The 14657-nt window shown below is 41.7% G+C and carries 13 protein-coding genes; all 13 read right to left on the bottom strand.

Going from position 1 to position 14657, the window contains the following annotated elements:
- Positions 1 to 117: 117 nt before the first annotated feature.
- The 13 genes from rpsO to ftsA all read right to left on the bottom strand — a co-directional run bounded on the left by rpsO (position 118) and on the right by ftsA (position 14499).
- Positions 118 to 387, bottom strand: a complete 270-nt coding sequence (gene rpsO / locus B7708_RS07560; RefSeq protein ID WP_001018251.1) for a 30S ribosomal protein S15 — start codon at positions 385 to 387, stop codon at positions 118 to 120.
- A gap of 144 nt (positions 388 to 531) precedes the next feature.
- Positions 532 to 3237: an FtsX-like permease family protein gene (locus B7708_RS07555; protein WP_193431749.1), complete on the bottom strand. Its 2706-nt coding sequence runs from the start codon at positions 3235 to 3237 to the stop codon at positions 532 to 534.
- The gene (locus B7708_RS07550; protein ID WP_084974876.1) at positions 3233 to 3934 is read right to left on the bottom strand and encodes an ABC transporter ATP-binding protein; all 702 of its coding nucleotides are present in this window, start codon (positions 3932 to 3934) and stop codon (positions 3233 to 3235) included. Before B7708_RS07550 ends, B7708_RS07555 begins: the two co-directional genes overlap by 5 nt.
- Positions 3935 to 4055: 121 nt before the next feature.
- Entirely contained in the window at positions 4056 to 4748 is a 693-nt protein-coding gene (locus tag B7708_RS07545; protein ID WP_000240126.1) for a phosphoglycerate mutase, read from the bottom strand.
- Positions 4749 to 4936: 188 nt separating this feature from the next.
- Positions 4937 to 5317: a hypothetical protein gene (locus tag B7708_RS07540; protein WP_000856380.1), complete on the bottom strand. Its 381-nt coding sequence runs from the start codon at positions 5315 to 5317 to the stop codon at positions 4937 to 4939.
- Between the two features lie 326 nt (positions 5318 to 5643).
- Entirely contained in the window at positions 5644 to 8436 is a 2793-nt protein-coding gene (gene ileS / locus B7708_RS07535) for an isoleucine--tRNA ligase (protein WP_084974874.1), read from the bottom strand.
- A gap of 254 nt (positions 8437 to 8690) precedes the next feature.
- The gene (locus B7708_RS07530; RefSeq protein ID WP_142358286.1) at positions 8691 to 9575 is read right to left on the bottom strand and encodes a DivIVA domain-containing protein; all 885 of its coding nucleotides are present in this window, start codon (positions 9573 to 9575) and stop codon (positions 8691 to 8693) included.
- A gap of 8 nt (positions 9576 to 9583) precedes the next feature.
- Entirely contained in the window at positions 9584 to 10375 is a 792-nt protein-coding gene (locus B7708_RS07525) for a YlmH family RNA-binding protein (protein WP_084974873.1), read from the bottom strand.
- Positions 10372 to 10632 (bottom strand): YggT family protein, encoded by a 261-nt coding sequence (locus B7708_RS07520; RefSeq protein WP_000576497.1) that lies wholly within the window; start codon positions 10630 to 10632, stop codon positions 10372 to 10374. Before B7708_RS07520 ends, B7708_RS07525 begins: the two co-directional genes overlap by 4 nt.
- On the bottom strand, positions 10632 to 11165 hold the full coding sequence (locus B7708_RS07515; RefSeq protein ID WP_084974870.1) for a cell division protein SepF: 534 nt from the start codon (positions 11163 to 11165) through the stop codon (positions 10632 to 10634). The genes B7708_RS07520 and B7708_RS07515 overlap by 1 nt, the downstream gene beginning before the upstream one ends.
- A gap of 9 nt (positions 11166 to 11174) precedes the next feature.
- On the bottom strand, positions 11175 to 11846 hold the full coding sequence (locus B7708_RS07510; protein ID WP_000364414.1) for a YggS family pyridoxal phosphate-dependent enzyme: 672 nt from the start codon (positions 11844 to 11846) through the stop codon (positions 11175 to 11177).
- Positions 11847 to 11849: 3 nt separating this feature from the next.
- On the bottom strand, positions 11850 to 13106 hold the full coding sequence (gene ftsZ, locus B7708_RS07505; protein WP_004243484.1) for a cell division protein FtsZ: 1257 nt from the start codon (positions 13104 to 13106) through the stop codon (positions 11850 to 11852).
- Positions 13107 to 13122: 16 nt separating this feature from the next.
- A complete protein-coding gene (ftsA, locus tag B7708_RS07500) occupies positions 13123 to 14499 on the bottom strand; it encodes a cell division protein FtsA (RefSeq protein WP_000196334.1) in 1377 nt (458 codons plus the stop codon).
- Positions 14500 to 14657: the final 158 nt, after the last annotated feature.

Raw genomic sequence — 14657 nt, 5'->3', positions numbered from 1 at the left:
CAGAGAGCTTTATTCTTGCTGGATAAAACGTTTATAGACTAGGCGACAAGCCGAAGATTGTACTGATGGTACATCGAGGCGAAGGCAACGAAGTATAGAAACGTTTTAGACGCAAGATTAGCGACGAAGTCCTAGAGAGTTGATTAACTCACGGTAACGGTTAACGTCGTTTTTACGCAAGTATGCAAGCAAGTTACGACGGCGACCGATTTTCTTCATCAATCCACGGTAAGTAGCGTGGTCTTTTTTGTGTTGTTTGATGTGTTCGTTAAGGTGGTTGATTTCCCAAGTAAGGACAGCAACTTGAACCTCTACTGAACCTGTATCACCTTCGTGACGTGCATATTGTGCGATGATTTCATTTTTTTTCTCTTTTGAGATTGCCATGATGTTTCTCCTTTTTATTTGGCTTCATCCGAGTGACAGGTTGGCATGCCTGCAACCAAGAAGAAGTTATTTGTCTTTACGACAGTTCTTATTCTACCAAGAAGCAGGGACTTTGTCAACTGATTTACTGTTTAAAACCGTGAATTACTCTACTGATTTCAGGGCTTCAAGCATATCTACTTTTCTCAAGTGATGATTGACAAAGAGACCTAGTAAAGTCAAAATCACAGTCACTGCGACGATTGGAAGAGCATAGACTTCCCAGCTGACCTGAGGATAAAAGAGTATGGTGGCTGGTGAAATCATTTGAATCAAAAATTGATGTAAATAGTGGCCAGCTACCAAACCGAGAGCAATTCCCACAAGGGACAGCACTATAGTCTCGCGGTAAATATAGAGGGTCACTTCTTTATTATGGAAACCGAGAACCTTGATAGTCGAAAGTTCACGGATACGTTCTGCGACATTGATATTGGTGAGATTGTAGAGAATGACAATGGCTAGTAAAACGGAAACAAGGACAAGGATTGCCATGGTTTTATTGAGCGAACTAGCCACGGATTCAAAGAGGTGGATGGCCGTCGCATTTTGGACGACCCCAGAAACAGCTGCCTTTCCCATAAAGATAGCAGCTTCTTTCTCCGTATTGGAAGGTGTTGGCTCTTTTAATTTTACTAGGTAGGTATTGCCTTGCGGACTGGTGCCATAGACTTGTTCGTAAGTCGCTCTGTTGAGATAAACAAAGTGTCCAACATAGTTTTCAGAAATAGCCGCGACCTTGATTTCCTTCCCATCAAGCTCCAGCTTGTCTCCAATCGTAACACCTGCTAGTTGGGCTAATTTTTGACTCACGACCGCTCCATCAGTGACCTGCACCTCTCGCCCATTTTCCTCTAATTCGATAAAGGTCTTGAAGTCTTCTCTACTAGTAACCATCATGGTGATGGTTTGAAGCCCTGCTTTTCCTTTAAAATCTTTTTCAATGGATTTAGAGTAAATCTTTTGGTAAGCATGGATACGGTCCGCTTGCAAGGCACTTTCTAAATCGGCCTTCTCTTGCTCCGTTGAACTGCTCTTTTCCGCTACAATCATCTGGTATTGCTGGATTTGTTCAAATTGGCGCTCGGAAACTCCTCCCAAAGATGACTGAATGCCAAGACCAGCAAATAAGAGAGCAACTGAACCTGCAACTCCAAAAATGGTCATCAACATCCGTTGCTTATAACGAAAGATATTTCGCGCAGTAACCTTATGAGTAAAGCTCATACGACTCCAAATAAAGCTCAGGCGTTCCAGCAAAATCTTTGATCCCTTAACGGGAGGTTTTGGAAGTAAGAGTTGGGCTGCTTCATCGTGCAACTCCCTTCGCGCCACCAGATAAGCTGGCAAGACACTGGATACCCAACTCAAGGCTAGGGCAAGGAGGCTATAAGACCAGTAGAAATACTCCTGACTTTTCCCAACGACCATCCCAGCAGTTATAACATCTGAAATCACTCCTGCAAGAAGATGATGTCCTAGAAGCGTTCCTAAAACGGTTCCCACAGTTCCTGCAAGAAAACCATAGAGGACAAACTTGGCAATAATATCTTGATTCCGGTAACCTAGAGCCTTGAAAATACCAGCATTGGTACGCTCTTCATCCACAAAGCGAGTCATCGTTGTAAAGGTCACCATTGCAGCGACCATATAAAGCACAACGGGGAAGATATTCCCGACTGAACGAATGCTTGACGATGCATTGCTGTACATGAGGTAGCCTTGACCACCTGGCATGGTTTGGCGATTGTATACGTGGTATTTCGGCTCTGCCAGTTCATCAAGCTCTTTCTGACGCTGTTCAAGCTTCTCTTTTTCCTTAGTTAGATCACTCTCTGTCTGAGCCAGTTTTTCTTTTTTTGTCGCCAGTTCTTCCTTAGCTTTTGTCAGCTGTCCCTCGATTTGACTCTTTTGCGGTTCTGGTAAAGCGGTCGCTTGTTCTTCTTGCGTTTTCAAGCGACTTTCAGCCTGCTCTAATTGACTTTTGCCTTTTTGAAAATTACTCTCAGCTGTTTGAAGCTGTTCTTTGCCCTCTTCCAGGCTCTTTTGCCCATTTGTTTTGATGCTTACCAATCGTTTTTGACCATTATCGGAAAGTAAGTCTTGCAACTCTTCCTGATGTTGGGTTCGTTTGGTCTTATAGTCTGATGAAAAAGCATCCAGATTTTTTAAATCATCATAGCGCACACGCGCGATACTATAGACATCTGAGTCAAACTGACTGGGTAAAATCACTCCATAGCCAGCCAAGCTTCCATTTCCACTACTAGCACTTCCTAAATCTTCTTTAGAAAGAATTTCACCCGACTGAACAAATCCAGTAATTGTGAAAGTTTGGGATTTTAGGACGGACTTTTCTTCTTTCTTAGTAAAGGTAATGGTCTGCCCAATCTGATAGCGGTCTTTCCAGAAATCAGCCAAGGCAATTTCCCCATCAGCCTCTGGCAGTCGCCCTTCTGTCAGTTGGAAGGTTGAAATGCTCTCTGGTTTGGAATAAAGTCGAACCGCTTCTTCACTATTTTCAACGGTTAGGTCTGCCATATAACCAAACTCAACACTTACTCCTTGAAGGGTCTTTAGTTCGTCCTGGTCTTCTTTGTCAAAGCCATAATCAGCAATCACGGCCAGATCCAGGGTATTGGCTTTACGGAGATAATCCCCTGCCGTACGTTCCATATTTGGACTAGTCACTTTGAGCCCTACTAGAGCTAAAGAACCCAGCATCATCAAGGTCAAGATAGAAACAAAGCGTCCTTTTGAAGTCGTCACTGACTGGAGCAAGTCTTTTCGATATGTTTTTTTCATGCTAATACTCCAATGTTTCGATATCCTGTGGACGTTCATTGATTGTCATGCTCTTAACCGTGGCATCACGCATGTGAATCACCCGATCTGCGATAGGAGCTAGCGCGCTATTATGAGTCACGATAATCACTGTTGCTCCTTTTTGACGAGACATGTCTTGGAGAATCTTCAAGACTTGCTTCCCCGTCTGGTAATCCAAGGCACCTGTCGGTTCATCACAAAGGAGGATTTTAGGATTCTTGGCTACTGCGCGTGCGATGGAAACTCGTTGTTGCTCCCCTCCAGAAAGCTGGGCTGGAAAGTTATTGAGCCGATGAGCCAGACCTACGTCTTTGAGCACTTGCTCTGGATCTAGGGCATCCGCTACGATTTCTGAGGCCAACTCCACGTTTTCCTTGGCTGTTAGATTGGAGACTAGATTGTAAAACTGAAAAACGAAGCCCACATCTTCACGACGATAGTTTGTTCGTTGGTGCGAACTATAGTTGGCAATATTGGCACCATCAATCCAAATCTCCCCCTCATCATTGGTATCCATACCTCCTAAAAGATTGAGAACGGTTGATTTTCCAGCACCTGAAGCACCAAGAATAATGACCAGCTCCCCCTTTTCAATTTCAAAATTCACATCTCGATTAGCCACAATCTCCGTATCCCCAACCTGGTAACGCTTGTAGCTGTGTTTCATTTCAATATAAGCCATCGTCCTTCTCTCTTTCTTACAATTTAGTCACTCTTTACTATCATTATAACGCTTTTTCAACTAGTTGGAAACTAGAAGAAAAAACAAAAAAGCCTAGAATCCTAGGCTTTCTGTTTATAAATTATTTTCCAAGGTAGTATTCAGAAACTACGTTCAATTTTTCATCGAATTCGAATACCAATGGTGGGAAGTTAGGGATTTCCACATCCATGATTTCGTCGTCTGACAAGCGTTTGATGTGTTTTACAAGGGCACGGATTGAGTTACCGTGAGCTCCTACGAATACGTTTTTACCATCTTTAAGTGCTGGAGCGATTTTGTCTTCCCAGAATGGAAGGGCACGTTCCAAAGTCACTTTCAAGTTTTCAGCATCTGGGATAACTGAGTCGTCAAGTGAAGCGTAACGACGGTCAGTGTGAGCTGAATGTTCATCATCGCGGTCCATGTTTGGAGGCAATACATCGTATGAACGACGCCAGATGTGAACTTGCTCATCACCAAATTGTTCAGCAGCTTCAGCCTTGTTTTTACCAGTCAAACCACCGTAGTGACGTTCGTTCAAGCGCCATGATTTTTCAACTGGAACCCACAATTGGTCAGCAGCTTCAAGAGCCAAGTTTGTTGTTTTGATCGCACGTTTCAATACTGAAGTGTAAGCTTGGTCAAATTCGATACCAGCTTCTTTGATCAATTTACCAGCGTCAATCGCTTGTTGTGTTCCTTTTTCAGACAAATCAACATCAGCCCAACCAGTGAAAAGGTTAGCTTTGTTCCATTCAGACTCACCGTGGCGAGCAAAAACCAATTTTACCATTAGATGGATTCTCCTTTTATTTTTCGAGGTTACCCTCGTTTATCTATTCCATTTTACACAATTTTTCACAAAAAAGCTAGTGAAAATCAACGAAAAAGAGAAGAGCTTCTCTGTCTTCTCTTTTTCATATTATCATAATTGTTCTCAACAGAAAATGAAGCAGTTTCTCCTAAATAATTAAAAAACTACTACTCTTCAATTACAAATTTTTTCAAAGTTCCAAAGTAGAGTGAACCACCAATAATGGTTAGAATTCCACCTACCCATCCCAAAAGTGGAATCAAACCGACCGCACCACCTACAATGAGCAAAACAGAAGGTGCATTCGTAACACGTTCATCATCTTTATAATAAACAATAGCAACAATTCCCAATACCAAAACAGCAATTTTAACCAATAACAAAATAATTGAAATCCCTGTCAATGTTCCAAGTGTTACATCTGCGTCTTCAGTCGCTGCAGCAGCTCCAACAGCCATCATAAACATGATGACTGGCGCTAAAAGCAATACAATTCCTGAAATAAGACCAAAAATAGCGTTAACACGAGCAAGTGTATTTGTTTTCATAATAATCTCCTTAAAATTTTTATAGGTATTATTCTATCATAATTCATCTAAAAATTAAACAATCTTATAAAATTTTATAATAAATATTGATTTTCAAAAAATAATTTTAAGTTCTATAGTCTCTTTATAATTAGTAGAAATATAAAATTATGAGAAAACTGAATAGTTGATTATATTAATTATCTACACGGACAGGCCAGGAAGAACTTCATTTGAAGAAATGGACTAGTAAATTTTCCCATGATAAAACGCATAATATCAAGGTACTTGAACTCTTAATACTATGCGTTTTTATGATTTTAGTGACCTTTCTCAGTCCATTCTGATTATTTCGCTTCAAATCCTTCTGCGACTGCATCCGCAAAGTTTTCTTCTACGATGCTTGAACAGTGGTCACAGATGACTACGTGGTAGCTGCGTTCTGCTGTTGTTGGGTCAATACGACGGCAACGGTCACATACTTCACCTGCAGCGCGTTCAACTGTAAAGGCAACATCTTCAAAGCTTACTGCACCTTCTGGAGCTGCACCTTCTGCGATGGTTAATTCTGACACGATCAAAAGTTGAGCTACATTGCTGTCCACTGCTCCAAGAAGAGTTTTCACAACTTCGTTTGGATAAACTGTCAAGTGTGCTTCAAGCGATTTACCGATTACTTTTGCATTACGCGCTTCTTCCAAGGCTTTTTGAGCCTGTCCACGGAAGTCCATGAAGGCTGCCCAAGTATCCAAGATTTCTTCCTGGTTAGCAAATGTTTCCGCTTCTGGCAATTCTGACAATTGAACGAAGTCTTCAGCTTCAAACTCAAGATATGACCAGATTTCTTCTGCAGTGTGAGGAAGGATTGGTGTCAAGAGTTTGGTGATTTTGACAAGAATGTCATAGAAGACAGTCTGCATTTGACGGCGTTCGAGTGATTTGGCACCTTCGATGTAGACAACATCTTTCGCAAAATCAAGGTAGAAGGCTGACAAGTCAACGTTGATAAAGTTCACCAAGGCCTTATAGATTGTCAAGAATTCGAAGTTTGCATAAGCATCACGAATCGTTTTCACAAGTTGGTTAAAGCGGATGGTCATGTACTTATCAACTGAACGTAGTTCATCGTAAGCGACTGCGTCCTGAGCTGGATTAAAGTCAGATGTATTGGCAATCAAGAAACGAAGGGTGTTACGGATCTTACGGTAAGTTTCAGAGACTTGACTTAAGATATCCATAGAGATACGCACGTCGTTGCTTGAGTCAACACTTGTTACCCAGAGACGCAAGATTTCCGCACCAAATTGTTTTTCAACATCGCTTGGAGCAATGGTATTTCCAAGGGATTTAGACATCTTTTCACCCTTACCATCAAGGGCAAATCCTTGTGACAAGATTTGTTTGTAAGGAGCAACGCCATGGTTGGCAACAGATGTGATGAGTGATGAGTTGAACCATCCACGGTACTGGTCAGAACCTTCAAGGTAAAGGTCTGCTGGATATTTGAGTTCTGGACGGTTTACCACAACTCCATTCCATGATGAACCTGAGTCAAACCAAACGTCCATGATGTCTGTTTCTTTCTTGAACTCACCATTTGGTGAACCTGGATGGGTAAATCCTTCTGGCAAGAGATCCTTTGCATCACGTTCCCACCAGATGATAGAACCGTGTTCCTCAAAGAGTTGAGCCACGTGCTCGATAGTTTCAGCCGTCATGATTGGCGTTCCGTCTTCAGCATAGAAGATAGGAAGTGGAACTCCCCAAGCACGTTGACGAGAGATAACCCAGTCGCCACGGTCACGAATCATATTGTAAAGACGAACTTTACCCCATTCTGAGTGGAACTTCACTTTTTCAATTTCGTCCAAGATTTCTTGGCGGAATTTAGATACAGAAGCAAACCACTGTGGCACCGCACGCCAGATGATTGGTTTTTTTGTACGCCAGTCAAATGGATAGGAGTGAGAGATTTCTTCTTGCGCAAGGAGAAGATTATCAAGTTTTTCGATAACAGTTGGTACAACCTTGTCATAGAATTGACCTTCAAAGTCAGAGCCAGCATTGGCCATCATAATACCGCGTTCGTTAACTGTTACAGCAACTTCAAGACCGTTAGCAACACCGACATTGTAGTCGTCCTCACCAAAACCAGGGGCTGTATGGACGATACCAGTACCAGAGTCAGTCGTAACGTGGTCACCAAGGATAACCAGTTCATCTACAGCTGTATCCCATGGGTGCTTTGTCACGATGTGGTTCAATTCTTGACCACGGTAGGTCGCCAAAACTTGAACATCAGCCCAGCCAAATTTCTCAGACAAACTAGTCAACAATTCTGAAGCAACCACAAACTTACGAGATTCACCAGCTGGTTGTACGACTACGTAATCGATATCCGCACCAACAGTCAATCCACGAGAAGCTGTGATAGTAAATGGAGTTGTGGTCCAGACAACGATATAAGTATCAGTATCTAGGACACCTTTTCCGTCTTTGACACGGTTAGCATAGTAAAGGGAAGTTGAAAGCAAGTCATGGTATTCAATTTCTGCTTCTGCAAGAGCTGATTCAGATGACCATGACCAGTAAACTGGCTTGGCACCACGGTAGATATAGCCTTTTTTAGCCATTTCACCAAAGACACGGATTTGAGCCGCTTCATAGTCTGGAGTCAAAGTCACATAAGGATTTTCCCAGTCACCAGAAACACCCAAACGTTTAAAGTCTTCTCTTTGTTTATCTACTTGAGAAAGAGCATAATCACGGCAAAGTTTCAAGTACTCAACCAAGTTCATTTCTTTGCGTTTAACACCTTGTTTTGCCAATACTTGCTCGATTGGCAGACCATGTGTATCCCAACCTGGAATATAAGGCGCATAAAATCCTGACATCGATTTCGAACGAACAATAATATCTTTAGAAATCTTGTTCATGGCGTGCCCAACGTGGATATTTCCGTTCGCGTATGGAGGTCCATCATGCAAAGTGAAATGCGGTTTTCCTTGGTTCAATTCTTGACGACGTTGGTAAAGTTTCGCTTCGTCCCACTCTTTTTGCCATAGTGGTTCTTTAGTAGGAAGTCCAGCACGCATTGGAAATTCAGTTTTTCCAAGATTTAGGGTATCTTTGAGTTTCATTATATCTCCTTTATTATATAGACAAATTAAAAACCACGAATCGCTAAAAAGGACGAAAATCGTGGTACCACCTTTGTTCGGAAAAAGACTTTGTCTTTTCCCCTCTTTTCCCGTAACGTGGGGAACGTCCTGTCTTACTGCTTTCAGACTGGATTGCTTGAGAGGATAATCTGACCACTAGGGATTGCAGGACTCACACCGTCTCCTACTCGCTGGAAATATAGTTAGTCAGATCTTGTTCTCACATTTATTTCTTATAATATTGTAACGGATTCTTGTTGTGCTCCATGGCTAGTAGTTGAAGAAGCAGTTCCAGTTGCTGATGGCGATACTGAGAAATACTCTGCCATCATTTCTGAATCCTCATGTTGTGGCTCAACTGAATGAGACTGTATCTCTTCTACAACCGTATTGATATCTAACACATGACTTTCCGCTTGACTGTTAGCCTGCTGAGCTTCAAACTCAGCTAATTCTTTGTTACCTGCTTCGATGCGGGCTTGTAACTCCGCCATTTCTTCAGGTGAAAATTGGCGAGTCACATCAATCGGCTCTTCTTCTGGTTGCGAAGGAACAGCTTCTCCCAAGACCTCACCTACGACTTCCTTGAAGGCTTCATCACTTGTTTGGAGATAAGTCGCAGTCGGACGAAGAATATCTTCCCAATCTGAAGATTCGACAATTGCCAACTGGCTCTCAATCGTAGACTTGAGGCGTTGATGGAATACACGACTCTTGTTCTTCAACTCTTCTGTCTCAACAGCTACTTTCTTAGCATTATCTGTTGCCTGACGTAGGATTTCATTAGCCTTGTATTTCGCCTCTTCAAGGAGACGCTGGGCATCTTGCTCAGCCTGTTGAATAATATTGTTTGAGCGCTCTTGAGCAGCTTGCTTTACACGTTCAGCCGTATCTTGAGCAATCAAAACAGACTGGCTCAACGAATCCTTCATCTCATCAAAGTAAGATAAGCGCTCTTCTAAACTTCTAATGTGTCTTTCCATTTCGTGATTATTGCGAACTAAGTCCTCGTAATCACGAACAACAATATCAAGAAATTCATCTACTTCTTCTGGATCAAACCCTCTGAATTTCGTAGAAAAGGTTTTATCTTTAATTTCTAATGATGTAATTGGCATACTTTTCCTCACTTACTTAATAATAATTGGATAGTCAGTTTTATCTTATCCCTTTTAGTTTGCCCATTTTCTTTGACAATCTTCAGACGACCAAACTTTCTCACACTAATCAAATCCCCTACAGCTACTAGATAATCTAATTTTTCAACGGGGTGGTAGTTTACCTGAACAGATTTTTTCTCTATGAGTTGACTAGCCTGCTTTCTGGATAATTTCAAGGCACTTGATAAGAGGGCATCCAAACGAAAACTGGAAATCAAAATCTCTTGTTCTTGATAATTGATCTCAGATATGATTTTATCGGTGAAAGGACATTCCTCCAGCGACACAGGTAGTCTGGCAATCTTTTGTATCCCGTCCTGAAACAGAGGAATAAAATCACGATTGACAAAAATCTGTGCTCTCTTTTCATCTACCAAGATATCACCAAAGAGCTTACGATCAATTCCTAGTTGATTGATGATTGTCCCCAAAATCTTTGCATGTGTTAGCTGTTCAAATCTACTTGAATAACGGATCTCTAGCAATGCCATTTCAAAATCTGACAGTGTCGGACTGAAATAGTCCGGATACAGAAGGACACGGACAAATTCCGTATGGATATATTCTCCGCTACTCACACAGCCCAGTCCATAGGTCCCAGCCAAAACCCTCAATATCTGTTCCTGATGCGGGTTGACAAAAGCAGTGAGAACAGGAGCATAAGTATCTTCCACTCGCTTGATCCACTCTAATCCCTTATCAATAAAGGGAGCATCATCAAGGGAAAAGTGCTGGTAAATCGCTTTATTTGTCATCATAGTATCAACAAGAAACGAATCAAGCTGTCACCCAAAAAACGGACGATTAAGATTGCCAGCCAAATGGATAAATCCAAACCTCCAAATTGTAAAGGTAAACGGCGAAGTGGATCAACAATCGGTCTAATCAGTTTTTCCAGTAAACGTTCTAGTGAACTACCGTAAGAATTTGGAAACCAAGAGAGGAGTGCATAGATTAACAAAAGCAGGGAATAGATATTCACTGCATTTTGGATTAGACGAATTAGAAAAATCATTATTTCGCTCTACTTCGTTTAATATCAAAACCAAATTCCGCACTTTGAGAATCATCAGGCAACTTGATATCTTCAATATTCACAATCACATTGACTGGTGTCAACAAATACATTGTACTCGCAACTTTTTTCAGATTACCTGCCAAAACATGACGGGCACCGTCCAGATAGTCTAGACAACGACGAGCCTGAACCTCTGTCATGTACTGGAAGTCAATCAAGATACTTTCATTTCCAGCCAATAAATCCACAATCTCTGTTGCATCCTCATATTTTCTAGGATAACGAACATCAATCGTCACTTTTTCATCTGTACGATGGCTTTGCATAGCCAATTCTTGTTGACGAGCATGTAAGCGAGTGATGTTTGCATCTTTTGAAGTGGTTGATTGAAACTGCGCTGGCAGTTCTTTAGAAGCTGAACTCGATGAAGCAATCATCTGCTCATCCTGAGGTTGATAAGTCGCAGTTGTTTCTTCCCCATCTTCTGTAAAATAATCTATAAATTTATCAAATCTATCTTTTAAAGACATAGATCTCTCCTATTTAAAAAATGCTGTGCCGATTCGAACAAAGGTCGAACCAAATTGAATCGCTTCCTTATAGTCACGACTCATCCCCATGCTCAACTCTGTCATCGGCATATTAGGAATTTGTTTTTCCCTAATTTCTGCTTGCAGTTCCTGAGTTTTCTTGAAAATTTGTTTCAATTCATCAGAATCTGCCTCAAAAGGAGCCATGGTCATCAAACCAACATACTCAATCTGATCTAGCTGAGCCAAGTCTGGCAAAAGTTCTAGTAATTCTTCTTTGGAAAAACCGTGCTTGCTTTCTTCTCCTGAAATATTGACCTGTAGGAAACACTTGATAACATGATCTGTCCTCTTTTGAATCTCCTGTGCCAATTTCAAGGAATCTAAAGCATGAAAGTAATCCACAAAAGGGATTACTTCTTTGACCTTCCGTCTTTGTAGCGTTCCAATCAAATGCCAAGTGACGGGGAATTCTTTTAACGTCTGATATTTTTCTAAAAATTTATCAACACGATTTTCACCAATATGATGAACACCCAGGGGAAGCAAGGCTTCCGCCGTTTTTACGTCCACATATTTCGTCACTGCAATAATTGAAACAGAAGCCGGATCACGATTTGCTTCTCGGCTAGCTTCAGCGACCTGCTGAAAAACGAACTCTGTATTTTTTTTCAAATCCATTGATTAACGATTCTTGAAGAATGGAGGTGTGTCCAACTCATCTTCGTCCTGATAAGTCGGTGCTTCGAAACGTTCTACAGGTGATACGACTGAATCAGTTTGACGAACGATTGATTCACGGCGCAAGTCCCAATCACCAAAAGCAGAAGATTGACTTGTTTCAAAGCGTCGTTGGCTTTGTTTTGGTAATTCTGCTGTATCTTCTAGGTCAAAATGACGATCAAAATTTTGAGGGTGCGGTTGTCTTGAGGCTTCACGACGAGCCGCTTGTTTTACTGGAGAACCAACAACTTTTTCCACTCGCTCTTGACGAACACCTGTCGCTACAACAGTAACACGGATTTCATCCTTCATGCTTTCGTCAATTGATGTTCCAAGCCAGATGTTTACACCTTGGCCAGCTGCTTGGTTGACGATTTCTGAAGCTTCTTCTGCTTCAATCAATGTCAAATCAAGACCACCAGTAACGTTGACGATGACATCCTCTGCCCCATCGATAGTTGTTTCAAGAAGTGGAGAGTAAATTGCTTTACGAGCCGCTTCAACAACGCGCTCTTCACCACTACCAATACCGATCCCCATGAGGGCATTGCCTTTGTTTGCCATGACAGTTTTCACATCGGCAAAGTCAAGGTTGATCAAACCTGGGTTGGTAATCAAGTCTGTAATCCCTTGAACACCTTGGCGAAGGACGTTATCTGCCTCGCTAAGAGCTTCAAGAAGCGGTGTCTTCTTGTCAACAATTTCAAGCAAATTGTTGTTTGAAATGATCAATAGGGTATCTACATGTTCACGAAGTTCGTTGATTCCTTCTACAGCGTACTGACCACGTTTGCTTCCTTCAAATCCAAAAGGACGTGTCACAACACCTACTGTAAGGGCACCAAGATCTTTAGCAATACGCGCTATCACTGGAGCAGCACCTGTACCAGATCCTCCACCCATACCAGCAGTGATAAAGACCATGTCTGCACCGCTGATTGCTGCTGTCAATGCTTCTTCGCTTTCTTCAGCAGCCTTACGACCAACCTCAGGTCGACCTCCAGCACCCAAACCACGAGTCAACTTTGGTCCGAGTTGGATAACTGTTTCAGCTTTTGTACTACTTAAGGCTTGTACGTCTGTGTTCGCCGCAATGAATTCTACTCCTGAAACACCTTCGTCGATCATGCGGTTAATAGCATTACCACCGCCTCCACCGACACCAATTACTTTAATAACTGCACCTTGAGCAGCTGCTGTATCAAATGAAAATGTCATAATTTCTTTTCCTCTTTTATTCATCAAACATGCTTCCGATCAAGCTACGGAAACGGTCTGTTAATTTCGGTTTATCTTGAGAACTTGCTTGGAATTCGTCTCTTGGAGCAAGGCCACTGTCAGGTGTGATTTCAGTTGCTGCAGTAGCTGGTTGCACTGGAGTTGATTGTATAATCGGTGTTACACTTTGATTTGAAACACCAAAATTAATTGGTTTTTGGCGAAGGAATTCATCTCCTCTGACTGCCTTTTGAGCCAGAAGATTCACTTCTGTCAATTTACCTGCAAACTCAGACAAGCTGATCACATGGGCAAAAGCAGGGTTGCGAATTCCCACTTGATTTGGCACATAGAGTTTCACTCGAACACCAAACACTTCTTGCGCCAATTCGACAACTCCTGGTAAAATCGCATTTCCGCCGATCAGAACGATACCACCTGGTAGATCCAACAAGTGTCTTCTGTCTAACTCCTGTTTAATTTGATCAAAAATATGTTTGATACGTGCTGAAATAATTTCTGCTAAGTAACTTTCTGTCACTTCAACGGGCTCTACTTCACCAATGACTTCAACTTGGAAAGTCTCGTTACTTGCTAGTGGAACATAAGCTTCACCATAGTTTAGTTTCAAACTTTCTGCGATTTTTTGGGAAGTTTTTAAGACTTTGGAAATGTCTTTAGTGACATATTCTCCACCTTCTTGGTAAATATTTGTAAATTGCAATTCTTGATTGCGAATGGTTGCAACTGTAGTCTGTCCACCACCCATATCAATCACTGTCGCGCCAAACTCACGTTCTCCCTCATTAAGAACTGAATTTACAATCGCTAATGGTGAGATGATGACGTTATCAACATGGATTCCCACACGCTCCACGGTTTTACGAAGGTTATGAAGAATGGTACGAGGTCCTGTGTAAAGTAAGCCACGCATTTCCAAACGCACCCCCATCATGCCACGAGGGTCACGAATACCTTGGAAGCCATCTACGATAAATTCTTCTGGAATGAAAGTAATCACTTCACGATCAGGCGTCATGCTCTTTGTCAAAGCTGATTTGACAACATTCTCTACGTCTTGATCTGTAATTTCTTTTGTATCTGATGTTACAGGAATCATTCCTTGAGTTGGTTCAACCTGCAAGAGATTTGCTGGTAAACCAACATTGACAGACTTGATTGAAATTCCTGCCTTCTCTTCTGCCTGGGAAATTGCGGATTTAATTGCTGAAGCAGCAGCCTCAATATCAACGATAATCCCGTCTTTGACACCTTTACTCTTGGCATTGCTAACGCCAATTACATTTACTTCACCATCTCTATGTTCGGCAACCAGCACTTTGATGGAGCTAGTTCCGATATCTAAGCCTGTAAAAAAACCATCTCTAGTCATTACATTGCGTCCTCTCTGTCTTCCAAGTTTCTCACTTCTATTTTCAATAACTGTGACGAGACACAGCTATTCACAAAATATTATAACACAAAAAATCCAATCGTGCTTAGTTTTTCATAAATTTCCTCTAGGTTTTTTGTAAAAGTCTTTTAAACAAT

Source organism: Streptococcus oralis subsp. dentisani, assembly GCF_002096615.1.
GTDB classification, from domain to species: Bacteria; Bacillota; Bacilli; order Lactobacillales; family Streptococcaceae; genus Streptococcus; species Streptococcus oralis_U.
Note: the sequence above shows the minus strand (reverse complement) of the source record. Positions and strands in the feature narration are given on the sequence as shown.